This window comes from Pseudomonas sp. BP01 (genome assembly GCF_022760795.1).
GTDB classification, from domain to species: Bacteria; Pseudomonadota; Gammaproteobacteria; order Pseudomonadales; family Pseudomonadaceae; genus Aquipseudomonas; species Aquipseudomonas putida_Q.
Window position 1 is genome coordinate 88,825 of record NZ_JAFBKA010000012.1, and the last position, 21,206, is coordinate 110,030.

Genomic DNA, 21,206 nt, shown 5'->3' on the forward strand with positions numbered 1-21,206 from the left:
ATTCGCAATGATGAGGATGCCGGATGAATGTCTGCAATGGGTCGATTAGCGACGGTCTGATCTCGACCGTCGCTATGCATTGTCAAACCTCAGTCTGTTCCGCCATCTCCAGAGCGTCATCGACCTCAATACCCAAATATCGAACGGTGCTCTCCAGCTTTGTATGGCCGAGCAGCAGTTGAACCGCCCTCAGGTTTTTCGTCCTGCGATAGATCAGTGATGCCTTCGTACGTCTCATCGTATGAGTGCCGTACATGGCTGGATCAAGGTCAATGGCTTTCACCCAGCCTTTGACTATACGAGCGTACTGCCGAGTGGATAGATGGTCAGAGGTATGCAGTCTGCTAGGGAATAAGCAGTCCTCGCTGCGTAGCTTGGCCTGACGTATCCAGGCTGCGACAGCAGACCGTGTTTGTTCAGTAATCTCGAACTGCACAGGCCGCTGCGTTTTCTGCTGCATGACCATGGCTCGTGATGATGCGTGCTCGCCGTTGGCGACGTCGCGCACGCGGAGCTTGGTTAAGTCGCAAGCTCGAAGCTTGCTGTCGATGGCCAGATCGAAGAGAGCCAGATCCCGAGTTCTTTCTGCAATGTGAAGCCTTACCCGGATAGACCAGATATTTCTCAGTCTTAGCGGGGGTTTCTGCCCGACCAATTTTCCTTTGTTCCAGGGCTGACGGCTGCGGGTAGCAATGATGCTCATGACATATCCTCCATGTCTGGAAGGAAAAGGATGGCTTGTCTGAGCAACGGTCGCTAAACGGCCAAAAGCAGACTGTGGACAGCTCCCCGTTCAGCCCCATACGCTGTTTAGTCTGAATACAATTTTCTCAGGGGGTGATGATGCTGATACTTGCCATTGATCGAGAGAGCGTCCACGCGGGTGACGATCTGATCAGCCATGCCAACTCAGTCAAGCTGGATCCGACTGCAACATTGCGTACAGCGTTAGAAGCCATACAGACCATGCACTACCTGCCCAGCATCAGTGGAGATGAAGCTACCTGGATTATCTGCGCGTCAGGCCAACCAATTGGTGTTCTCGCACAGCAATGGGAGGCGCCCAAACTGGTGTTACCAATTGAGAGCCCAGTGACGCAGGTTTTTGGAGAGGATGAACCTCTCCTTTTTTTCTTTAGATACTGGTGCCAAACAGATCCTCACGTTGTTTTCTCACGCATCGCAGCAGGAGAAGTGTTGGCTTTCCGTTATTAGGTTCCCAGTTGAAGAAGCAGCCGGATGTCTGCTTGGGGTCGATAACAGCCAATCGCGCCCTTCTACATCAACCGGGCGGAGCAGCCGGGCGCCTCAAGTTGCTTGGCCACTTTCATTGCCAGTTCGACAAAGGCTCTCGCTGCAGCCGTTTGATAAACCCCTTTTCGTTGCATCAGAACAGCAGTGCGCTGCAAGCGCTGCTGGTCAAGCTCGATAGCGACCAACTGCGAGTGAGCTAGGGCAATAGTGGCCGGCAACAAGGTCGAGAGCTTGGTCCTGCTAACCACTTCGATAAGCGCACTGATGGTATTGGCTTCCACTTGTACGTGAGGCCGAATGTTGTGCTGGCGGCAATAGCTGTCGATCTGCTCACGCGTGGCAAATTCGGCGCTCAAGAGTATCAGCGATTCTGAGTTCAACGCCTCCAGGCCAATACTGGCCGTCGTGGCGAGGGGATGCTGCTTGCCTACCACCAGCGCGAGGGTTTCGACCAGGAGCGCTTGGGCGTCCAGGTCCAGATGATGGCCGTTGTCGAACGCTATGCCCACATCAACCTCGTCGGCCAACAACAATTCTTCCATCGCCTCTTGGGCGATCTCTCGCACCACCAGCGTGATGTTCGGGTAGCGGCCATGGAACGCTTCAACCAGCGGGCCCACGAGATAGCTGGTGAATGTCGGCGTTACCCCCACCCTAAGTGACCCGCGGCTCAGATCGCCGAGGTCATCAATGGCTCGTTTTGCCTCCTGCAGTTCTTGCGCGGCCCGCTTGGCATAGCGCAGATACACCTCGCCGGCATCCGTCAGCCGCGTGGTACGGCCGGAGCGATCGAACAAGGTTGTGCCGAGGCTCTCTTCCAGCTGCCGGACCTGCTGCGACAAGGCCGGTTGAGACACATGCAGCGCCGCTGCGGCGCGGGTGAAACTGAGATGGTTTGCCACTGCGATGAAGTACTGGATGTGTCGGGCAAGCATGGACGCACCTATAAGATTAACTGATCTACCAGATCATAAATCAGACTTTTACCTTATTTAAAGGGCTGCGTAACCTTTGCTTCAACACATCGCGTCATTCAAGGAGTCAACCATGAAAGACATCATCGACGGGTTTCTGAAGTTCCAGAAAGAGGCCTACCCCGAGCGCGTCAAACTGTTCAAGGACCTGGCCAGCCAGCAAAGCCCACGTGCCCTGTTCATTTCATGCTCCGACAGCCGCCTGGTGCCGGAGCTGGTCACCCAGCGTGAACCCGGAGACCTGTTCGTCATCCGCAATGCAGGCAACATCGTGCCGTCCTACGGCCCCGAGCCTGGAGGCGTATCGGCCTCGGTGGAATACGCTGTGGCGGCCCTGCAGGTTTCCGACATCGTCATCTGCGGCCATTCCGATTGCGGTGCCATGACGGCCATCGCCACCTGCAAATGCCTGGACCACATGCCCGCAGTGGCCGGCTGGCTGCGCTACGCCGATTCCGCACGAGTGGTAAACGAAGCCCGCAACCATTTCGGCCCGCAGGCCAAGGTCGAGGCCATGGTGCGCGAAAACGTGATCGCCCAGCTTGCCAACATCCAGACCCACCCCTCGGTGCGCCTGGCCCTGGAAGAAGGCCGCGTGACATTGCATGGCTGGATCTACGACATCGAAAGCGGGCTGATCGAAGCCTTCGATGGCAGTACCGGCACATTCGTATCCCTTGCCCACAACCCCGAAGTACACGCCGTTTCCCATCAACCCAAGCGTGTTGCCTGAACATCTTTCAACCAAGGAGAAACAACATGATCCAATCGCAAATCAGCCAGAACGCCCGCCTTGCCCTGAGCGAAGTCATCCTTCTGGCCAAAGCCCGCAAAGACCTGTCGTTCTCCCAGATCACCGAAGGCACCGGCTTGTCCGAAGCGTTCGTCACCGCAGCACTGCTGGGCCAGCACCCGTTGCCGGCGAGCGCCGCCCAGGTGGTAGGTGACAAGCTCGGCCTCGACGCGGACGGCATCGCAATGCTGCAGACCGTGCCACTGCGCGGCAGCATTCAAAATGGCGTCCCGACCGACCCGACCATCTACCGCTTTTACGAGATGTTGCAGGTGTACGGCACCACCTTGAAGGCGCTGGTTCATGAAAAGTTCGGCGACGGCATCATCAGTGCCATCAATTTCAAGCTGGACATCCAGAAAGTCGAAGACCCCGAGGGTGGCTCGCGCGCGGTGATCACCCTGGATGGCAAATACCTGCCCACCAAACCGTTCTGATCTGGCTGCAACACATGGGCTCGGCCGCAATGTTGCGGCCGAGCCACAACCTGAAGGTGATCAAAATTGAAAGCGTTGTTCGCATTGATACTAGGCGGGCTGTGCAACGTGGCGATGGCGACCGACGTCGAGCAACAGGTCGAGCAGGCACCGGTTGAACAATACAGCTACTCCCGGCACCTCGATATCGCTCGCGTCATTTCCATGAGCCAGGTACCTGATGTCTGCGAGGTGGTACCCGCTCGCATGACGTACGAAGACTCCCAAGGCAATGAGCATGTGCTTGAGTACCGCGTGATGGGCAATGGTTGCTCGAATAACTGAGCCCGGCCTTCGCAGCGCGGCAGCACTCTATATGAGGACTGAAGTTGATGGACCTTATCTTTCGCAATGTACGCATTGACGACACCCAGCCACTGGTAGATGTGGCCGTGCAAGCAGGCAGAATCGCCGAGATCGCGCAACACATCGCCACCACCGCAGCGCACGAAATCCAAGGCGACGGCAAAGTGCTTGTTGCCGGGTTTGTCGAAGGCCACCTGCACCTGGAAAAAGCCAACGTGATGCACCGCAAGGCCAACCGTTCCGGCACCTTGAAGGAAGCGATCGCCGTCACCGCCGAACTGAAGCCCACACTGACCCGTGAGGATATCCGCGAACGTTCGATCCAGGTGCTGCGTGCACTGGTTCAGGCCGGTACCACGCATGTACGTGCCCATGCCGAGTTCGACCCCGCCCAAGGCTTCACCGGGCTCGAAGTGGTGCTGGAGTTGCGCGAGCAGTTCCGAGAGGCAATCGACATCCAGGTCGTGGCCTTTCCGCAAGAAGGCATTCTCAAGCTGCCTGGCATGCAGGCCATGATGGCCCAGGCAATGGAGATGGGCGCCGATGTGGTGGGCGGCATTCCCTACAACGACGTGTCGCCGCTGGAGCACATTGATTTCGTCTTTGATTTGGCCAAGCGTTACGGCAAAGACATCGACTTGCACCAGGATTTCGCCGATGACGCCGAGCACATGACCATCGAGTACGTGGCACGTCGCACCATTGCCGAAGGCTACCAAGGACGGGTCTGCGTTGGGCATCTGACCAGCCTGGCCGCCGCCTCGCCAGCGCGACAGGCACAGGTGATTGCGTTGCTACGTGAGGCCGACATCAGCGTGATGTGCCTGCCCGCCACCGACCTGCACCTGGGGGCTCGGGGTGACAGTCACAATGTAAGACGCACCCTGACACCGGTGCGTGCGCTGCGCGACGGCGGTGTGACGGTTTGCCTGGCCACTAACAACATACGCAACGCATTCACGCCGTATGGCACTGGCGACCTGCTGCACATTGCGCAACTGGCCATTCCCGCGTGCCACTTGGGCGGCGCGGATGATCAGGCCACCGTGTTGGCGATGCTCACGACAAACCCTGCCAAAGCCTTGGGCTTGAAACGCCACGGTTTGGCGGTGGGCAATGATGCCGACCTGGTGATGATCGATTGCCGGGCTGTGGCCGATGTCATTCTCGACCTGCCGACACGGCTGATGGTGCTCAAGCGCGGCAAGGTGGTTGCAACGGCTGAGCATCGTAGGTCAGTCGCATTTTGAGGCCATCGGGGAGTGTTCTATCGCATGCTCACCCTGCGTCTCCCAAGCCATTACGCGAAGCCTTTTCTATCCATCTCCGATACTGACGAGTGCGAAAGGCCATGGCGAGTTGTTGAAGGATCAGCGCGCGTAACGGTGAAACGCTGGGGTCGGGCTTTTTGGCTCGACTGAGTTTGCGCAATTGATACTTCACTACTGCCATGTTCGCCAAGGCGGCAAGGGCTTTGTTTTTCCAGGTTATCGGCGGCAACTGCGGGGCATTGTCCTTGCCCTGCAGCCAGTCACGAGGCAAATGCGGGTCGATGGCTAACGCGGTTCCGATGCCCACCATGTCCACACCCCGCTGCACGACGCTTTCGGCCACCGGGCGGCGACGTATACCGCCGGTGACCATCACCGGCATCCTGGCGACCGTCTGGATATCACGGGCAAACTCGACGAAATATGCTTCGCGAGCCAGGGTCCGGCCATCGCGCGCGTCACCTTGCATGGCCGGTACTTCGTAGCTGCCTCCCGACAGCTCCACCATATCCACGCCCAGGTCGTTGAGCCACCCAACCACCCTTTTTGCGTCATCGGCGGTGAATCCTCCGCGCTGGAAGTCTGCAGAGTTGAGCTTGACCGCCACCGCAAAATCCGCAGAAACCACAGCCCTGACCGCCTTGACGATTTCGAGCAACAGGCGTGCCCGGTTTTCCAGAGCCCCGCCCCACTCGTCCGTCCTCTGGTTGGTCAACGGCGACAGGAACTGACTCAGTAAATAGCCATGTGCAGCGTGGATTTCCACGCCGGTGAACCCTGCGCGTTCGCCGAGGCGTGCGGTATTCGCAAAGCGCTGGATAACCTCTTCGATCACGCCAGGGGTCATTGCATACGGCGTGACAAAACGTTTGGAAAGCTTGCCAAGCTCCAGCGGCACGGCTGAAGGTGCCCAGGTTTTTTGCCCAAGGTTGGCCTGCATCTGCCGGCCTGGGTGATTGATCTGCAACCAGAACTGCGCGCCGCCGGATCGCCCCACACGCGCCCAGCGCTTGAACTTGTTCAGGTGCTGATCGTCTTGCAACACCACGCCGCCCGGTCCGGTCATGGCGCGGCCGTCGACCATCACGTTGCCGGTGATGATCAGGCCGGCACCACCGTCGGCCCATGCTTGATAGAGGCGCATCAGTGCTTCGGAAGGCGCCTGATCGGCGTCCGCCATGTTCTCTTCCATGGCGGCTTTGGCGATTCGGTTCTTGATGGTCGAACCGTTGGGAAGTATCAGGGTGTCGAACACATTCATGGAGCAGTCCTCAACTGGGTATGAGGCCACCATAAGATTAAAGTGAACTTTAAGGTCAAGACCTTTTTTTTGGGGGGCAGACTGTCAGGCCTCGGAACCTTGGCGAGCGTTTTTTCTCAAGGAAGGACTCACCGAACGCTTGCCTGAAGCTTGGCCAACCCCTTCTTCACGTAAACGATTCATCAACATTTGCGCATTTTCCGCACACGCCATACCTTGAGGTTTACCCTCAATACCCTCGATGACGAGCAGAAGTTGCGCTTTGTTCTGGGCTAGCCGTTGCTGTAGAACGCCGATTTCCTCAACCTTCTGCTTGAGGCCGCTGAGCAACTCATCGTGCTGCCAGCCGCTGGCATTCATCGGCATCAGTTGGCGGATTTCTTCCAATGAAAAACCCGCCGCCTGCGCCCCGGTGATGATCTGCAGAACCCACTGGGTATCAGGCGCGTAGTCCCTGTAGCCATTTGCTTTGCGCTCGACAGATCTGATCAAGCCGCTGGCCTCGTAGAAGCGGATGCGTGACGGCGCCAATCCGCTGATCTTCGCCAGTTCACCTATTCTCATAACCCACCCCCTAAAAATGCTATCGACCCTGAGTTGACTTTAAAGCTGGAGTCATCGGTCGGCCAAGCAAATCAGTATTGCCTGGGGCCCGCCTACGTCATATTACTTTCACTGCGCGGCCGATGAACTTCACCGGGCCCGTTGGCGCCCCCGTGGGAGAGCCCCCCGCTTTCTCAAGGGTCAGCTCGAACAACTGATTGGGCTCAAGCGCAGGGAGGCGCGTCAGCGGCACGCGGTACTGTTCGCCCGGTTTGACCAAGCCCAACGAAACAGGTGCGCGCCACTGCTCGCCCTTGGTCCAGAACTGCAAGGTCATGCCTTCGGGCACATCGTCCACGCCAAGCGGGATGAGTTCGATCATGCTCGCATCGTTGGCTTGCACTACCCACCCCGGGGCCTGGCCCGACGGCGCTACGAGCACCACCATGTAGGTGGTCACAGGCGGCGCCTTGGTCAACAGCGCAAAGGCCAGAAGCAAGCTCGCTGCAAGCCCCGCAGCGCTCAAGCCCTGCCAGAGTCCAAGCCGCTGCCACCAGCCAGCGCGTGGATGCCTGGGCGGGTAAGCCTCTGCAAGGCTGCGCTCGATCCGGCCCCACAAGCGGTGGCTTGGGGTGATGGGTTCAACCTGCGTGGTCAGTTCGAGCAGTCGCGCCTCCCAGGCATCAACCGCGGCTCGTACGGCCGGCTCCGTTTTCAAACGGTCCTGCATGGCAGCACGCTGCTCGCCACTCAAGGTACCCAGCACATACTCGGCTGCCAGGTCGTCCAGGTCATCGGCGCTGTCATCACCTGGGGTACGCTTCATGTCATGCACTCCCGCAGGGCCTTCAGGCTTCGCTTGATCCATGCCTTAACAGTGCCCAACGGCGCACCCAGCAGGGTTGCGATTTCGGCATTGCTGCAACCGTCCACATACGCATGCAGGATGCAACGCTGGGGAGCGGGTTGCAGTTGCTCAAGGCAGCGATAGATTTTCGCCGAGCCTGACCACAGTTGCAGGTCGTCCAGCTCCGGGGCCAGTGTGACAGCCGCGCCCATGCCAGGCTCGTCCAGCTCGGCTTCCCAGCGGCTGTCACGCACGAAGTTCAGCGCCAGGTGACGGGTGATGCTGTACACCCAGCCCCGTGCTGAACCGCGCGCTGGGTCATAGCTGGCAGCACGTGTCCAGATACGCACAAAGGCATCGTGAACGATGTCCTCCGCGCTCGCCTGGTCGCGCGCGATGCGCCGTGCGACGCCCAGCAAACGTGCCCCCTCATGTTCATAGAGCGCCTGCAAGGCGTGGCGGTCTCCTTGGGCGCAAGCGGCAAGACAGCCCTCGAAATCAAATGGAACAACGGGCGAATTCAAAATGGGGCGTTCCTTCATCATGAAACCTGGACGGTGCCCTGGCTTACCGGCCTGGGGCACGTCCAGCAGCGTAGATGATCAATCGCTGGTGTGCTGCTCAAGCCCTCCTCACTTGGCTGACCAGAACACGTAATCCGCCTGGTACTTGACTGTCTGCTGCGCCCCTTTGCTCTGTGCCGTGCAGTCCATGGAAGGCGCTACCCCACCGCGCGTCGCCAGGCGCTGGATGTAGCTGACCCCCTGCATTGCGCCCTTGCCCTCGGCAGGGTTGGCCTTGACCAGTTGATACGGGATATCGCCTTTGGCCGCCGGGGCGACGGCAAGCTGGGTGCCGGTCACTTTCGAACCGTCCTTGGCCTGCCAGGTGGCCGGAGGACCAAAATAGTCACCCACAGGCTTGCCGCTGCGGTCGTTGAGCACCGCCTTGGGGCCGACGAAAAACCACTCTGTCTGGCCTGGCGCATTGGCCTTGTCGCGGCATTCGTAGGTGATCTCACCGACACCGACGGTTTCCAGCATGATGGCGTGGCCATCGGGAACCTTGACCGCCTCCGGGACGCCCGACTGGGCATGGGCGGGTGCAGACGCGAGTAAAAGACAGGCGGCGAGCAGGGAGAAAGCGGGCTTGATGATCATGGGGCGAACTCCGTGGGGGTCATGGGTCAGGCAATCACCGACTGCCTGATAAGAACTACCCATCGGGTGCCGTTCTGGATGCACCGGCTCAACAATAATTTTGCATGCTCGTTATCAATACCGTGCTGACAGCGAAGCAGGCGTGCCACGGTCGACTGATCACGCCGGGGCGGTTACGCTGGCGTTTTCCACCTGCACGGAAGCGCCAGTGAAAGAGTCATACCAAGGAAGCTGCTTGTGCGCAGCGGTCAGTTACCTGCTGCTTACCACGCCAAAAGCTGTGAGCCACTGCCATTGCAGCCAGTGCCGCAAAGGGCACGGGGCAGCATTCGCTTCATACGGCAGCGTTCCGCGTAGCATGCTGCGCATCCTTCGTGGCGCCACCAGTATCAAGACCTATGCGTCTTCGCCGACGGTGGTGCGGGAATTTTGCGTAGAGTGCGGCTCGACCTTGTTCTGGTCACGCTCCGAAGGTGAGTTTGCCGACTGGGTTTCGATAGCACTGGGCACGCTTGATACACCGTTCCTGCCCAAGAAGCAGCAACATCTGCACGTCGATTCTGCTGCCCCTTGGTACGCCCCCTGCAGCTCAGTTCCTCAAAATCACTGACATTGCAAAGCATCCTGATAGCCCTATAATTGCGATCAATTCTTATCCGCACTTTATAATCAGGAAGATCCAGGTGCCCTACCCGCAGCCGCCCGCATCAGCCCGGCATGATGAGATGCACGCCCTGTACCGCGACCACAGCCAATGGCTGCAAGGCTGGATTCGTAGGCGCCTGGGTAATGCAGACCGGGCGGCCGATATTACCCAGGACACTTTCTTGCGCCTGATCAGCAGCGCGCTACGCCAGCCGTTGGCAGAGCCTCGCAGCTTTCTGGCCACCGTGGCGCGGCGGGTGATGATCGACCAACTGCGCCGACGCAACCTTGAGCAAGCCTACCTGGAGTTCCTCGGCAGCCAGCCATTACTCGAAGAGTGCTCGCCCGAGCAACGCCTGCTGATGCTGGAAACCCTGATGCAGTTGAACGCCATGCTCGACGGGCTGGGCCAGAAAGTGCGCGATACCTTCCTGTATGTGCAACTCGATGGCCTGACCTACCCAGAGGTCGCACAGCGCCTGGGTGTGTCGGTCAGTTCGGTGACGAAGTACATGGCCAAGGCCACCGAACGTTGCCTGCTGTTCGCTTTCGATGCACAACTGTGAGCCCCTCCGACCAGCGCCAGGCCCTGCGCGAAGCGGCACACTGGCATGCGCGATTTCTGGCAGCACCTGACTGCGCGCAAGCCCGGGCACAGTGGCAAGCCTGGCTCGAGCAGTCACCCTTGCACGGTTGGGCCTGGGGGCGGCTGGAGCAGTTGCAGGCAGGCCTTGCCGGCGTGCATGGCCCGCTGGCACGGCACACCCTTGCCGCAGGCCAGATCGGGACGGGACGGCGTACGGTGCTCAAGACGCTGGTGCTCGGGGTGGGGCTGGCCGGGGTAGCCTGGACCGGGTACCGCAACGCCCCCATCTGGTTGGCCGATGTGAGTACTGCGACCGGCGAACGCCGCAGCCTGACCCTGCAGGACGGCACGCGGCTGACGCTCAATACAGCCTCTGTGGTGGATATCCGCTACAGTGCAGAGCAGCGCCTGATCGTCCTGATCGAAGGCGAAATCGCCGTACACACCGCCGCTGACTCTCGCCCGCTGCGTGTGCGCACGGTGCATGGCGACATGCGCGCCCTGGGCACTGATTTCACCGTACGCCTGCATGCCGACTGCACCGAGCTGTCCGTTATCGAACACGCCGTTGCGGTGCGCAACGCTGCGAGCGCCCGCGAGGTGCGGGTTGACGCAGGGATGGCCCTGGCCTTCGACAACGGCCCGCTGCCCGAGCCACGCCCAGCCGACCTGGCTCGCACGGCGTGGCGTGATGGTCAGCTGGTGCTCGACGGCTGGCCGCTGCGCCGCGCCTTGGCCGAACTGCAGCGCTACCGCCCCGGCGTGCTGAGTTGCAGTGACGATGTGGCCGGGCTGCGTCTGGCTGGGGTGTATCCACTGGACGACACCGACCGCGCCCTGGTAGCGATCGCCGAGGCGCTGCAGCTGAAGATCAGCACCTGGACGCGCTACTGGGTCAGGCTGATGCCTGCCACGTAACAGCGTCAGGTGAAAATATTTCTCAGCCGCATTGTCGGATTGGCCTCTCTCGTTCGAGCTCTCCTGCAAACCGCCCAAACAGGCATTTGAAGGAGCTGTCATGCCTAGAACAACAAGCTGCCCACACCCACGCCAAAAACACCTCACGTCCCTGCTGCTTGGCAGCGCCATCGCACTGCATGCCGGGCTACTCGCCCCGCTGCTGTCGCCGGGCGCCCAGGCCCACGCCGAACAGGCCAGCCGCGTCTACGACATCGCCCCAGGGCCGTTGATGACGACCTTGAACCGCTTCGCCCGCGAGGCCGGGGTGCTGCTGTCGTTCGATGCGGCGCTGACCCAGGGTCGGCAGAGCAGCGGGCTGCACGGCCGCTTCAATATCGAACAGGGGTTTGCCCAACTTCTGGCCGGTAGTGGGTTGCAGGCCCAGCGTGTGGGCAACGACTATGTGCTGGTGAGCCAGGTTGATGCTGGCTCGGCACTGCAGCTGGGCGCAACCAGCATCACGGGAGAAGGTTTGGGCCTGACCACCGAGGGAAGCGGCTCCTACACCACCGGCGAAACCGCCGCCGCCACGCGGCTGAACCTGAGCCTGCGCAAAACCCCGCAGTCGATCAGCGTGGTCACCCGCCAGCAGATGGACGACCAGAACCTGCAAAGTGTGTCCGAAGTCCTGAAGCAAACGCCCGGTGTCACGGTCAACCAGGAAAGCTCCGAAGCCTTTACCTTCTACTCGCGCGGTTTCAAGCTGGATAACTACCAGTTCGATGGTGTGCCCAGCCTGTCCTCCGACGGCGGCTCATTGCGCGACAACTACAGCATCGGCAACAGCCTGGTCTATGACCGGGTCGAAGTACTGAAGGGCGCAACCGGCCTGGTCAACGGCGCCGGCAACCCCTCTGGGGTCATCAACCTGGTGCGCAAGCGCCCCACTGCCGAACTGCAGGGCCGTATCGGCGCAGGCGCCGGGTCCTGGGACAAATACCAGGCCGACTTCGATCTTGCCGGCCCATTGACCGACAGCGGTAATATCCGTGGCCGCATGGTGGCTGGCACCCAATCCCAACACAGTTACGTCGAGTACCTGACCGGCGAGCAGAACACCATGTATGGCGTGCTGGAGGCCGACCTCAGCGAGAACACCTTGTTCACGCTTGGCTACGACGTGCAGAAAAACTACGACAACGGCAGCACCACCGGCGCACTGCCCGCGTTCTTTCTCGATGGCCGTACCGTCAAGTTCGACCGTGACACCAACGCCGCCGACCGCTGGACCTGGCGCAATCAGGAAACCCAGCGCGCCTTTGCAGAACTTGCCCACACCTTCGATAACGACTGGGTACTCAAAGGCGTACTCAGCAGCCGTGATTACCGCTCGCGCGAGCTGATCTCGGGCATCAGCAGCGAGGCCATTCAGGCAGACGGCAGCATTTCTCATGGCTTTGTCGGCGGCAACATCGACCCCGAAACCGGCGCCGTGAACAACAACGGCACCGCGAGCAAATTCAACACCACCAGCAAGGAAAAAGGCCTGGACCTGTATGCTCGCGGCCCGTTCTCGCTGGGTGGGCGCGTGCATGAAGCCGTGTTCGGCTACAGCATCGCCCACACCAAATCCACCTCCAAGCGTGATGATGGCGTGACCAATGGCGTCATCGACGATGTATTCCAGTGGGACGGCTACGGCGATACCCCGACCAACTTCGAATGGTGGTCCACCTTCGATATCGAGGCGCGGCAGAAGGTGGGCTTTGCGGCAACCATCCTGAAACCTACCGACGCGCTGGCCGTCATCCTGGGGGCACGGATCGTCGACTACAAATGGGACATCGACACGATCAACGCCATCGGTCGCCGCCTCCCGGCCAGCGCCACCAACTCCAGCGAAATCGTGCCTTACGCTGGCGTCACCTACGACCTGGACCGGTACCACACCGTGTATGCCAGCTACACCGACGTATTCAAACCGCAGGCGTATAGCCTCGGCGCGGACGGCAAGCCTATCGACCCACTTACCGGTGCAAGCTATGAAATCGGTATCAAAGGCGCCTACTTCGAAAACCGCCTGAATGCCAGCGTGGCCCTGTTCGAGCTGAAGCAGGACAACTTCGCTGTGCTCACCGGCGGCACCACGCCAAGTGGCGGCAGCGCCTACCGGGCGGCGCAAGGCGTCACCACCCGCGGCGTCGAGCTGGAAGTAAACGGCGAACTGATGAAGGACCTGCAAGTGATGGCGGGTTACACCTTCGCCGAATCCCACGATGCTGATGACCAGCGCGTGGCAACCAACCAACCGCAGCATCTGCTCAAGCTGGCGACCAACTACCGCCTGCAGGGCGATTGGCACAAGTTCACCGTGGGCGGCAATGCGTATTGGCAGAGTGCGACCTTCTTCAAGCCAAGCGATGAGGACTGGTACGCGATCGACGACCCGACTGCCAAGTTTGAACAGAAGTCCTACGCGCTGGTGGGGTTGGTGGGTGGCTATGACTTTACCCGCAATCTGAAGGCAACCCTCAACGTCAATAACCTGTTCGACAAGCACTACTACAGTGGCATTGGCAACTACGGTACGGTTTTCTGGGGGGCGCCGCGTAACCTGATGGTCAATGTGAAGTACAGCTTCTAGGGAATTGCCTGGCACCTCACGAAGCCCCGGCGCCACCACGCCGGGGACAGGGTCTATCTAGCCAGCGCTGCTGACGTCGGACGACTGGGTATCGGCGGCGGGTCGCTAGGCAGTGCCGAAGTCGTGCGCCTTGGCCTGCCCGCTTGCTGCGCCCTAGCGCAAGGACAACATCATTGTCAGCGGCGATAAATCGGGACAGCGAACAAAACCGGCCCCACGGGCGTAGAAATCGGCAAGCGCTTCGTCAAGCGGATGAACCAGAATCGCCGAAGAAGCCACCACCTCCGTAGACGCCATGACCCGAATAATCGCATCCTGCAGCAATCCTTCGGCAAACCCGTAGCCTTGAGCCACAAGGGTCACCCCCATCCGACCAAAAATGGTAGCCGGGTGTGAAGTCGGCGTATTGCGCTGCAGTCTCCGGGGCAACACAGACTGCCGCGCAATCGAGCCGCTGGACAAGGTGTAGAACCCTGCCACCTGGCAGGTACCCTTGAAGCACGTCACATACACCACAGCCAGCTTTTCTTGCTGGGCCTTCCTTGCCTGCTTGTGCAGGTACTCGTTAATAGAGCGTTCACCACAGTCAAAACCAGTAAAGTCATGAACTTCACTCAGCTTGACGGGCTTGCTCAGCTCCACGGAGCGGGTTTGGACATGAGTTTCTGTAGGCACTTGTTATCCTTCAACGCGTTGTGCTCCAGTGCCTGCTCGAAGCGGTCGAAGGCTTCGTCGCTGAGAAGAAACAGCTGGCGGTCCATGATCACCTCTTCTGCTCGGCGGCAGGCGGCATCCAGGATGAAGCTGGTTCTGTCCGTTCCCAGTAGCTCTACAGCCGCGTCGATCAGGCTGCGTTTCCTGGTATCCACTCGCATGTTGATCGGTACGGGCTTTTCACGCTCTTTGATTTGAGCCGACATGACGATTTCTCCATAGCTGCGGAGCGGTCTCCACACAGCGACGGTACCAGCACGTGTAGCTAACGTCTACACACGTGTGGAGGTGGGATTCTCTTCATCATGCTTCACATGAAGGACAGGCCAGCCATTTGATCGCCAGTGCCGCAGAAGGCGTTGGATTACGGACAAATAGCCAGGGTGGCTTTTACCATTCCAAATAGGCTGATCGATAGCATCCTGAACATCGAGGATAATCAGTGGGATGCTGGGCATATCCTTCATGTAGGGTCGTCTCCTTACGATGGACGCTTACGGTGTTTCTTAGGAAGGCTACCGCGCTCTTGATGTCGGAAGATCTCGAGCGTACGCGCTGATCAATCAGCTAAGCGTCCATGAGCCTGTTGACTGCTTGTGCAAGGCATTTGAGGTCGCCCGTTCGGGCTACTACGCACATCGTCTCAGGCGGCGAACACCAGACGTTGAGCGACTCAGGTTGCGTAGCCGAGTGAACGAGTTGTTCACCCACCCCACTGTTCCTCCTTGCTGTGATCACCGGCGCGGTCGACGGCTTGATGCGCCGCGACCTACGAAAGTTCAGGGCAGACCGGGAGAGCAGGTTTGTCTACCACCGAGCGAAGCGGACATTGTTACCATTGATGGTGAACCCACGGGTGATCTACCTATGCCTGGGATGATGGAGTACACCGTGTCTTCCACAATGGTTATATCGCTGCCGTCAAGCCCTGGTAGGCGAATGCCGGTCGATGTCGATCCAGAATGGCACCACCGGCAGATCCTGTACCAGCTGAGGCTGCGCAATTCTTTGCGTGCTGACCCCCATACGCTTGAGCAAGCGTTCATTGCCGGGCGCACTGAACGCGATCAGGCGCTTGGCCCCCAGCGCGCTTGCCACACCCATTACGCTGCGTACGAACGATGTGGTCTCATGCCAAACCTGGACCGACTTCACGCGACGGGGCAACAAGCGCCGACTGGAAAAACGCGACAACTCCCAAACCCGCCTGGAGGATGGCAGAGGCGTGTCACCCATCAAGTAGGGGAAAACTTCACCCAGCAAAAACGGGCGATCGGTTGGTATCAACCGTGCGCATCCCACAATTTCCCTACTGGCATCCCGTGCAAGCACGTAGACAGTGTCTGGCCGATCAAACTGGTCCACTTCCTCCCCTTTGGCACAGGGCAAGGCCCACCCCATCTGTTCGACGAACACCTCATAGCGGTATCGTGTCAACGCCGAAAACACTGAGGGGCACATCTGCCCGCGATTACCCACAATCACTTCGAGCATCGGCCTGCCTCCAGCGCGCAGGGCCCGCCCATGAAGCGCGTGATGGCTGCTACCACCTCGCCGCCACGCTCCAGGTACGGCACATGTCCGGTGCCCTCGATCACATGGCTGCTGGCGTTGGGTAAGGCACGTAACAGCGGCGCAAGCACGGCGATGGAAAACACCTGATCGTCGCGGCCCCAGATAACCAGTGTCCTGCAAGCGATGCTCGGTAACTGTCCGACCAGCACGTCCAGCCCTTCGTGCCGGGTATCGGCTACCACCTTCTGCAAGGTCGCGTAGCGGGCACGGCCGCTGGCGGCCAGTGCACAGGCAAGCCGGCCGGCAACCTGGGGCGGTCGTACGAACAACAAGCGCCAGAAGCGCTGCATCTCTTCGACCGTTCGATAGCCAAAGCTACCGTCCTGGCCGTCCCGCAGACTGGCCTGGAACACCGGTCCCAATGCTGCCTCACCCAGCCCGGCCGGTGCCAGGAGTACCAGACGCTCGACCCGTTCCGGCTTCATGGCAGCATAAAGCGCTGCCAGGCAACCGCCCAACGAACTTCCAATCAAGACAACAGGGCGTGCCGACAGCCGATCAAGCAAGCTTTCAACCTCGGCCAGCATTGCCTGCGGCCCCAGCCCCTGCAGGGCTGTGCACGTGGACTGGCCATGCCCTGGCAGGTCGATGAACAGGCAATGGTGCTTGCGGGCGAGCTGGTACACCGCTGGCCCCCATTGATCCTTACTAGCCCCCAGGCCATGCAGAAACACCAGGCTCGGGCCTTCTTGCCGAGCACTCTCCAGATAGGCCAGGCGGCCGTGGCGCCTTAGTTTCAGGGCAAAGCGCCAGCGATTGAGGTTGCGCAGGCCAGCGAGCAACAAATGATCAACGACGTTCATCGACCGCCTCCCGCTCCGCGCTGCCTGCGACCGCCAGGATATTACGGGTTGGCAGGCGCACCTGGCAGAGCGCAACACCCAGCAACGTCAACACGGCCCCGAGCAACAGGCGTGGCCCCAGGCCCTCGGCAAGCAGTGCCTGGCTTACGGCGATGGCAAACACTGGTACCAGCAGCAGGTACGGAGTCAACTGTTGCATGCTGTTGCGACCCAGCAACCAGAACCACAGGCCGAACCCCAGCAAGCCACCACTGAGCGCTGTGTAGATCATGGCCAACCAGGCCTCGGTGCTCGCATTGGCCACCGCCGACCACTGCCCCCCTTCCTGGACCAGTGACCAGACCAGTAACTGGGGCGCCGCGACCACAGCCGTCCAGGCACTGAGTCCCAGCGGGTCCAGCGGCCCCATGCGCTTGGTCAAAACCGAACCAGTGGCAAAAGCCAATGCCGCCAACGCCACCAGCAACATGCCGGTCAGCGAGGCCGTAGTGGCATCGCTGGCGAGCAGCACCAGCACCCCGCAGAATGCCAAGGCAATACCGGCCACCACTTTGAGTTTCAGGGCCTCACCAAGCAGGACGCAGGCCAGGATCAAGGTGAATGGCGTGGCCAACTGATAGATGATCGCTGAAGTCGAAGCATCGACGCGAGCAATACCGCAGTAAAGCAGGCCAAAGTGCAACGTGCCCGTCACTGTGGCAATCACCGTCATCGGCACCATTTGCGCACGCTTGCAACGTCGCAGAAATGGAAATAGAAACAGGGCCATGATGGCGTAACGCATGGCGAGCATGAGGATCGGCGGCAACTCGGCACCGCCGATCTTGACCGCAGTGACTTGCGCTCCCCAGAGGAAGGCGACCAGCAAGGCGAGCATGGAGTCTTTCAATGACATGACGATCATCCCTTCAAGAATTGTATCGGGCGTACCACGCCTGGCACCCTGCCTTGCGGGCGCCAGGCGGAGTTGAGCCTGCGGTAGTGTTCAGTAAGCCGGTCAAGGGTTTCGCAGAGCGCCTGTTCGGCTTCAGGGTCATGTGCGAGTTGGGTCTGGAAGCATGGCGGGAACCCCGAACCGACCAGGATCATCTTGTTCAGCAGTACGTTGAGCACGACCTGCGAAAACACTGCCGTATGACCATAGCGGCGCCCGACCACCGCAATGGCGGCAAGCTTGTCCCGCAAGGGGCGCTCACGGGGCCGCATGAAGCCATACCCCACCCGCTCGAGAAAGGCCTGAAAGCGGCTGTTGAGCCCATAGGCATGCATGACCGGCACGTACAGCAATGCGTCCGCACTGTCTAGTCGCGCCACCAGTTGCCCGACATCATCGGGTACGGCGCAGTCCTCTATGGAACAGGCGTTATCCGCATCGCAGTAGTCGATGCGATAATCCTTCAGCCAGATTTCATCGACCTTAGCCTCCTCGCCCAAATGGCGGCGCACAAGCGCCACCACCCGTGCACTGACACCACAAGGCCGGCTTGACCCGACTATGACGGCCAGTTTCATCACTCAGGAAGCCTCTCTCATGTTGTCCTCGCCCGCCAGATAGGCACGCAGGGCCTCCTCCAGCAGTTGCCCGGTCAGCCACAAGGTGACACGGGCAACCTCCTTGATCTGGCGGCGGTCTTCCTCGGTCTTCACCGCACGCTCCATGGCCACGCGAACTTCCTCGGAGTGCTTCTCGTCGATGGTCGAATGCGCGACAAAGAAGGTCATCTGCTCGTCCTTGAGCTTCAAGTCGTTGCGGAAGCGTTCAAGCACCGGCTGGATATGCTCATAGACGTCCTCGGCCCAGTAGCTGTAGCCCAGTCGGGCGATCGGGCCCTTGCGGATCGCCACGTCGTTGAGAAATGCGATCAGTGCCTGGGTGGGTGCCAGCGGCGCCGGCATCTGCTGTGGCAACAGCCCGACAGCCTCTAGATCACGCAGCACCATGCGCTCATGGCCCAGCTCCTCCAGCGCATGCTTGTAGACGAAACGAAGTAAGGTGGTTTGCTCCGGGTCGGCGCTGAATGCACAGGCGGCCTGGTTTACCGAGTTGTAGCGGGTGTAGTGGAACACCTGCAGCATCACCTGCTGGTAAAGCGCTGGCGGCGTGGCATTGGCCAGGCTGAACTTCCAGTAATCACCTTGCTTGATCTGGGCCCAGCCCGCTTCGACGATGGCGTCGAGTTCCTTGAAGAATGCCTGCATTTCAATTGACTCCTTTGACGGTGTGGTAAACATGTTCGAGTTCCAGGTAAACCAGGCTGTAGCGGCGCTCGGCCTGCTCCGTGGCCCAGGTGACGTCATTCACGAGCACTCGCCCGCCGAGCCCGACATACAGCGCAGCCAACTGGCCACGGCATAGCGCCGAAATGAATCGCAAGTGAGTGTTGGCCTTCAGCCAGATCGCCGCTTGCAGCAAGAAAATGCGCAGGTGCCGGCCGCCGCGGTAACGCTCGTCCAGCACCAGGCGATTAGCGTCGAAGGCGTCAGTGGGCATCGGGAAATGCGCACGCACATCAACCGCCCGCTCGGCAAAACTCAGGCCATGGCCCAACGGGGTGGCCCGCAGCGTACCGACCACATGGCCGTCATCCAGATACACCAGGTGGTAGGAAAGTGCGTCGCGCAGCGCTTCGCGCCGCTCGTAATCGTCTTCTTGCGCAGGGTTTTCCCCCAGATAGCGCGCCCGAAGCTGCCTGACGGCTTCGAACAACTCGCTGGCGGAATCGATCACACGTACGGACAGGCCCATGGCTGCACTCACCGACCTTTGCGTTGATCAACAATGCGGGCCTCTTTCCAGCTGAACCAGCTGCCCAGGTTCACATGCTCGGCCAGGTCATCGACGACCATGACTGTGGCTTCGACCCCCAGGCGCTCGCGCAGCCGCTCTTTGACAAGCAGTACCAAGCGCCCCCGATCGCCTTCGAAGAAACGCGACATTTCCAGTTTGGCAATGACGGTATCGCGATCATTGGCACGGCTGAGGACGACCTGGTAGCCGAGGCACTGCTCGACCCCTTCGAGCAGGGCCTGCTCAATCTGCGCAGCGGAAAACGCGCGGTCATTCAGTTGCACTGCATCCTTGACGCGCCCGACCACCTTGATGACCTGGCGCATGGACTGTGCAAAGCCCGGGCGCGACTGGATCGATACCAGGTCACCGGTGCGGTAACGGATGAGCGGTTTGCTGCCGGGTATCAGCATGGTCACGCACAGTTCTCCCTCCCCGGTCGCACCCTGACTCTGGCCGGAGACCGGGTCCAGCACCTCGATGAGGTAGTTCAGACGATGCGGCACCAACTGATCATTGGCGTTGCAAGCCGCTATGATCATCGCTTCTTGCGAGCCGTACAGGCTGTTGTAGGCTTCTGCTCCCCACAGGCTGAAAAGGTTGTTCTTCAGCGCCGGTGTGCACAGTTCGCCGCTCATCATGAAAGCGCGCAGGCTGAAGTCTTCACGCGGGTTCAACCCTTGTCGCTCGGCCTCCTTGGCCATGGCCAACAACAGGCCAGGCGCCGAAGCGAGCACACCGATGCGCAGATCCTTCAACAACTGCAATGCCTTGGGCCAGCCGATTACCGGCGAGTGTGGCCAGAGCTTGGCGTTACACAGGTCGAGTTGGGTGCAGACATCGCCCAAGGTATCGCCAAAGGAGTGGACTTCGGTCGGCCCCATGATGCCAACCACAGTTTTCTCACCCGGAAAGTGCTTTTCCACCACGGCCTGATAGGCCATGGCCAATTGACGGTTGCTGGCATGGCTTTCTTTCCGATCCCGCGGACATGGTGTCGCCGGGCCGGTGGTGCCGGTGGTTTCGTAATAGAAGATCGCATCTTCAAGTGGCCCCGAGAGGATATCGAAGCCCGCTTCGCGCAAGTCATCCTTGGTAGTGAAAGGCAAGGTCGTCAACTCGTCCAAAGACAGGTTGCAAGCATCGACCTGGGCAAGGTGCCGGGCGTAAAAAGATGAGTTACGCTTGACGTGATCGACTACCTCACGCAGCTGTTGCTGATGCCATTCGGCCAAGGCGGCATCGGTCAGGGTGTCGGTCCAGTAGGCGTGGTGAATCGGGTCGTAGCGTTTCTTGAAGGTGTCCAGCTGTTCTTTCATCTCAGGCGCTCCGGTTGAGGGGGACTGCAACTCAGCGACCGGTACCTTAGTGGTTGAACTTGCAGTTACCCAGCTGCGCTATTCCACAGTTGCGCGCACGTTCGAATCTTGGTATGGCACCGTGCCATACGCGACCTGGAATTATTTATTGCGCCAATTATTTCGGCTCGATAGTTTCGGCCTGCCTGATGATTCATGAGGCAACAGTTGACACTGTACAAACACGCTGGTAGTTTCAACGCACTGTGGTCTTCTACCGCAGTGCTTAGCCAAGACTGGGATGTCTAAACATGTACTATCACCTTTCTGCTATCCGCTCCTCCCACAGCTACCCAATTAGCTGCTCT

General features: G+C 59.9%; 25 protein-coding genes and 3 pseudogenes. 11 read left to right on the top strand and 17 right to left on the bottom strand.

Annotated elements, in window-relative coordinates:
* Window positions 1–82: 82 nt before the first annotated feature.
* On the bottom strand, window positions 83–703 hold the full coding sequence (locus JOY50_RS12925; protein WP_243055334.1) for a tyrosine-type recombinase/integrase: 621 nt from the start codon (window positions 701–703) through the stop codon (window positions 83–85).
* 140 nt (window positions 704–843) lie between these two features.
* On the opposite strand from JOY50_RS12925, the gene JOY50_RS12930 reads away from it, so the two are divergent.
* Entirely contained in the window at window positions 844–1,215 is a 372-nt protein-coding gene (locus tag JOY50_RS12930) for a hypothetical protein (RefSeq protein ID WP_243055335.1), read from the top strand.
* A gap of 62 nt (window positions 1,216–1,277) precedes the next feature.
* On the opposite strand, the gene cynR is transcribed toward JOY50_RS12930, so the two are convergent.
* On the bottom strand, window positions 1,278–2,189 hold the full coding sequence (gene cynR / locus JOY50_RS12935; RefSeq protein ID WP_132846214.1) for a transcriptional regulator CynR: 912 nt from the start codon (window positions 2,187–2,189) through the stop codon (window positions 1,278–1,280).
* Between the two features lie 112 nt (window positions 2,190–2,301).
* Here cynR and JOY50_RS12940 point away from each other — a divergent pair, with 112 nt between their 5' ends.
* From JOY50_RS12940 to JOY50_RS12955, 4 genes are all read left to right on the top strand, one after another.
* Window positions 2,302–2,961 (top strand): carbonic anhydrase, encoded by a 660-nt coding sequence (locus tag JOY50_RS12940; protein ID WP_031311695.1) that lies wholly within the window; start codon window positions 2,302–2,304, stop codon window positions 2,959–2,961.
* Between the two features lie 26 nt (window positions 2,962–2,987).
* Window positions 2,988–3,458 (top strand): cyanase, encoded by a 471-nt coding sequence (gene cynS, locus JOY50_RS12945; protein ID WP_049273519.1) that lies wholly within the window; start codon window positions 2,988–2,990, stop codon window positions 3,456–3,458.
* 66 nt (window positions 3,459–3,524) lie between these two features.
* Window positions 3,525–3,782, top strand: a complete 258-nt coding sequence (locus tag JOY50_RS12950; protein WP_049273517.1) for a DUF2790 domain-containing protein — start codon at window positions 3,525–3,527, stop codon at window positions 3,780–3,782.
* Between the two features lie 47 nt (window positions 3,783–3,829).
* On the top strand, window positions 3,830–5,053 hold the full coding sequence (locus JOY50_RS12955; protein ID WP_138737246.1) for an amidohydrolase family protein: 1,224 nt from the start codon (window positions 3,830–3,832) through the stop codon (window positions 5,051–5,053).
* Window positions 5,054–5,081: 28 nt separating this feature from the next.
* Here JOY50_RS12955 and JOY50_RS12960 read toward each other — a convergent pair whose 3' ends face one another.
* The 5 genes from JOY50_RS12960 to JOY50_RS12980 all read right to left on the bottom strand — a co-directional run bounded on the left by JOY50_RS12960 (window position 5,082) and on the right by JOY50_RS12980 (window position 8,885).
* Window positions 5,082–6,335 (bottom strand): NADH:flavin oxidoreductase/NADH oxidase family protein, encoded by a 1,254-nt coding sequence (locus JOY50_RS12960; RefSeq protein ID WP_132846206.1) that lies wholly within the window; start codon window positions 6,333–6,335, stop codon window positions 5,082–5,084.
* 84 nt (window positions 6,336–6,419) lie between these two features.
* Complete coding sequence (locus JOY50_RS12965; RefSeq protein ID WP_132846204.1) at window positions 6,420–6,899, bottom strand: MerR family transcriptional regulator; 480 nt, start codon at window positions 6,897–6,899, stop codon at window positions 6,420–6,422.
* Window positions 6,900–6,996: 97 nt separating this feature from the next.
* Window positions 6,997–7,704, bottom strand: a complete 708-nt coding sequence (locus JOY50_RS12970; protein ID WP_138737244.1) for an anti-sigma factor domain-containing protein — start codon at window positions 7,702–7,704, stop codon at window positions 6,997–6,999.
* A complete protein-coding gene (locus tag JOY50_RS12975; protein WP_026034612.1) occupies window positions 7,701–8,249 on the bottom strand; it encodes a sigma-70 family RNA polymerase sigma factor in 549 nt (182 codons plus the stop codon). Before JOY50_RS12975 ends, JOY50_RS12970 begins: the two co-directional genes overlap by 4 nt.
* A gap of 108 nt (window positions 8,250–8,357) precedes the next feature.
* Window positions 8,358–8,885, bottom strand: a complete 528-nt coding sequence (locus JOY50_RS12980; RefSeq protein ID WP_132846200.1) for a DUF3455 domain-containing protein — start codon at window positions 8,883–8,885, stop codon at window positions 8,358–8,360.
* A 208-nt stretch (window positions 8,886–9,093) separates the two neighbouring features.
* On the opposite strand from JOY50_RS12980, the gene JOY50_RS12985 reads away from it, so the two are divergent.
* The 4 genes from JOY50_RS12985 (at window position 9,094) to JOY50_RS13000 (ending at window position 13,660) form a co-directional block, all read left to right on the top strand.
* Complete coding sequence (locus tag JOY50_RS12985; protein ID WP_243055336.1) at window positions 9,094–9,495, top strand: GFA family protein; 402 nt, start codon at window positions 9,094–9,096, stop codon at window positions 9,493–9,495.
* 73 nt (window positions 9,496–9,568) lie between these two features.
* Complete coding sequence (locus JOY50_RS12990; RefSeq protein WP_138737243.1) at window positions 9,569–10,096, top strand: sigma-70 family RNA polymerase sigma factor; 528 nt, start codon at window positions 9,569–9,571, stop codon at window positions 10,094–10,096.
* Window positions 10,093–11,034: a FecR domain-containing protein gene (locus JOY50_RS12995; protein ID WP_138737242.1), complete on the top strand. Its 942-nt coding sequence runs from the start codon at window positions 10,093–10,095 to the stop codon at window positions 11,032–11,034. The genes JOY50_RS12990 and JOY50_RS12995 overlap by 4 nt, the downstream gene beginning before the upstream one ends.
* Window positions 11,035–11,134: 100 nt before the next feature.
* Window positions 11,135–13,660: a TonB-dependent siderophore receptor gene (locus JOY50_RS13000; protein ID WP_243055337.1), complete on the top strand. Its 2,526-nt coding sequence runs from the start codon at window positions 11,135–11,137 to the stop codon at window positions 13,658–13,660.
* 153 nt (window positions 13,661–13,813) lie between these two features.
* Here JOY50_RS13000 and JOY50_RS13005 read toward each other — a convergent pair whose 3' ends face one another.
* The 3 genes and pseudogenes from JOY50_RS13005 to JOY50_RS29275 all read right to left on the bottom strand — a co-directional run.
* Window positions 13,814–14,335 (bottom strand): hypothetical protein, encoded by a 522-nt coding sequence (locus tag JOY50_RS13005; RefSeq protein WP_238342488.1) that lies wholly within the window; start codon window positions 14,333–14,335, stop codon window positions 13,814–13,816.
* The gene (locus JOY50_RS13010) at window positions 14,293–14,580 is read right to left on the bottom strand and encodes a DUF1778 domain-containing protein (RefSeq protein WP_019472814.1); all 288 of its coding nucleotides are present in this window, start codon (window positions 14,578–14,580) and stop codon (window positions 14,293–14,295) included. The genes JOY50_RS13005 and JOY50_RS13010 overlap by 43 nt, the downstream gene beginning before the upstream one ends.
* 75 nt (window positions 14,581–14,655) lie before the next feature.
* Window positions 14,656–14,841: pseudogene (locus JOY50_RS29275) on the bottom strand (cysteine hydrolase); the annotation flags it as partial.
* A gap of 43 nt (window positions 14,842–14,884) precedes the next feature.
* Here JOY50_RS29275 and JOY50_RS13020 point away from each other — a divergent pair.
* Both JOY50_RS13020 and JOY50_RS13025 read left to right on the top strand, forming a co-directional pair.
* Window positions 14,885–15,082: pseudogene (locus JOY50_RS13020) on the top strand (IS3 family transposase); the annotation flags it as partial.
* Between the two features lies 1 nt (window position 15,083).
* Window positions 15,084–15,248, top strand: a pseudogene (locus JOY50_RS13025) (DUF4400 domain-containing protein); the annotation flags it as partial.
* 47 nt (window positions 15,249–15,295) lie between these two features.
* Here the strand turns inward: JOY50_RS13025 and JOY50_RS13030 are convergent.
* From JOY50_RS13030 to JOY50_RS13060, 7 genes are read right to left on the bottom strand one after another with little or no spacing between them, the layout of a single operon-like run.
* On the bottom strand, window positions 15,296–15,868 hold the full coding sequence (locus JOY50_RS13030) for an acyl-homoserine-lactone synthase (protein ID WP_138737240.1): 573 nt from the start codon (window positions 15,866–15,868) through the stop codon (window positions 15,296–15,298).
* Window positions 15,856–16,752, bottom strand: a complete 897-nt coding sequence (locus JOY50_RS13035; RefSeq protein WP_138737239.1) for an alpha/beta fold hydrolase — start codon at window positions 16,750–16,752, stop codon at window positions 15,856–15,858. Before JOY50_RS13035 ends, JOY50_RS13030 begins: the two co-directional genes overlap by 13 nt.
* Window positions 16,739–17,647 (bottom strand): DMT family transporter, encoded by a 909-nt coding sequence (locus JOY50_RS13040; protein ID WP_138737238.1) that lies wholly within the window; start codon window positions 17,645–17,647, stop codon window positions 16,739–16,741. The genes JOY50_RS13035 and JOY50_RS13040 overlap by 14 nt, the downstream gene beginning before the upstream one ends.
* A 5-nt stretch (window positions 17,648–17,652) precedes the next feature.
* Window positions 17,653–18,264: an NAD(P)H-dependent oxidoreductase gene (locus JOY50_RS13045; protein ID WP_138737237.1), complete on the bottom strand. Its 612-nt coding sequence runs from the start codon at window positions 18,262–18,264 to the stop codon at window positions 17,653–17,655.
* A 3-nt stretch (window positions 18,265–18,267) separates the two neighbouring features.
* The gene (locus tag JOY50_RS13050) at window positions 18,268–18,951 is read right to left on the bottom strand and encodes an iron-containing redox enzyme family protein (protein ID WP_138737236.1); all 684 of its coding nucleotides are present in this window, start codon (window positions 18,949–18,951) and stop codon (window positions 18,268–18,270) included.
* Between the two features lies 1 nt (window position 18,952).
* Window positions 18,953–19,498: an acetyltransferase gene (locus JOY50_RS13055; RefSeq protein WP_138737235.1), complete on the bottom strand. Its 546-nt coding sequence runs from the start codon at window positions 19,496–19,498 to the stop codon at window positions 18,953–18,955.
* A gap of 8 nt (window positions 19,499–19,506) precedes the next feature.
* On the bottom strand, window positions 19,507–20,859 hold the full coding sequence (locus tag JOY50_RS13060) for a phenylacetate--CoA ligase family protein (RefSeq protein ID WP_138737234.1): 1,353 nt from the start codon (window positions 20,857–20,859) through the stop codon (window positions 19,507–19,509).
* Between the last annotated feature and the right edge of the window lie 347 nt (window positions 20,860–21,206).

Coding starts and splice junctions, on each gene's coding strand:
- JOY50_RS13045 (WP_138737237.1), bottom strand. CDS start 18,264: ATGAAACTGGCCGTCATAGTCGGGTCAAGCCGGCCTTGTGGTGTCAGT.
- JOY50_RS12940 (WP_031311695.1), top strand. CDS start 2,302: ATGAAAGACATCATCGACGGGTTTCTGAAGTTCCAGAAAGAGGCCTAC.
- JOY50_RS12970 (WP_138737244.1), bottom strand. CDS start 7,704: ATGAAGCGTACCCCAGGTGATGACAGCGCCGATGACCTGGACGACCTG.
- JOY50_RS12955 (WP_138737246.1), top strand. CDS start 3,830: ATGGACCTTATCTTTCGCAATGTACGCATTGACGACACCCAGCCACTG.
- JOY50_RS13055 (WP_138737235.1), bottom strand. CDS start 19,498: ATGGGCCTGTCCGTACGTGTGATCGATTCCGCCAGCGAGTTGTTCGAA.
- JOY50_RS13050 (WP_138737236.1), bottom strand. CDS start 18,951: ATGCAGGCATTCTTCAAGGAACTCGACGCCATCGTCGAAGCGGGCTGG.
- JOY50_RS13035 (WP_138737239.1), bottom strand. CDS start 16,752: ATGAACGTCGTTGATCATTTGTTGCTCGCTGGCCTGCGCAACCTCAAT.
- JOY50_RS13060 (WP_138737234.1), bottom strand. CDS start 20,859: ATGAAAGAACAGCTGGACACCTTCAAGAAACGCTACGACCCGATTCAC.
- JOY50_RS12925 (WP_243055334.1), bottom strand. CDS start 703: ATGAGCATCATTGCTACCCGCAGCCGTCAGCCCTGGAACAAAGGAAAA.
- JOY50_RS12960 (WP_132846206.1), bottom strand. CDS start 6,335: ATGAATGTGTTCGACACCCTGATACTTCCCAACGGTTCGACCATCAAG.
- JOY50_RS13010 (WP_019472814.1), bottom strand. CDS start 14,580: ATGTCGGCTCAAATCAAAGAGCGTGAAAAGCCCGTACCGATCAACATG.
- JOY50_RS13000 (WP_243055337.1), top strand. CDS start 11,135: ATGCCTAGAACAACAAGCTGCCCACACCCACGCCAAAAACACCTCACG.
- cynS (WP_049273519.1), top strand. CDS start 2,988: ATGATCCAATCGCAAATCAGCCAGAACGCCCGCCTTGCCCTGAGCGAA.
- JOY50_RS13040 (WP_138737238.1), bottom strand. CDS start 17,647: ATGTCATTGAAAGACTCCATGCTCGCCTTGCTGGTCGCCTTCCTCTGG.
- cynR (WP_132846214.1), bottom strand. CDS start 2,189: ATGCTTGCCCGACACATCCAGTACTTCATCGCAGTGGCAAACCATCTC.
- JOY50_RS12930 (WP_243055335.1), top strand. CDS start 844: ATGCTGATACTTGCCATTGATCGAGAGAGCGTCCACGCGGGTGACGAT.
- JOY50_RS12980 (WP_132846200.1), bottom strand. CDS start 8,885: ATGATCATCAAGCCCGCTTTCTCCCTGCTCGCCGCCTGTCTTTTACTC.
- JOY50_RS12965 (WP_132846204.1), bottom strand. CDS start 6,899: ATGAGAATAGGTGAACTGGCGAAGATCAGCGGATTGGCGCCGTCACGC.
- JOY50_RS13030 (WP_138737240.1), bottom strand. CDS start 15,868: ATGCTCGAAGTGATTGTGGGTAATCGCGGGCAGATGTGCCCCTCAGTG.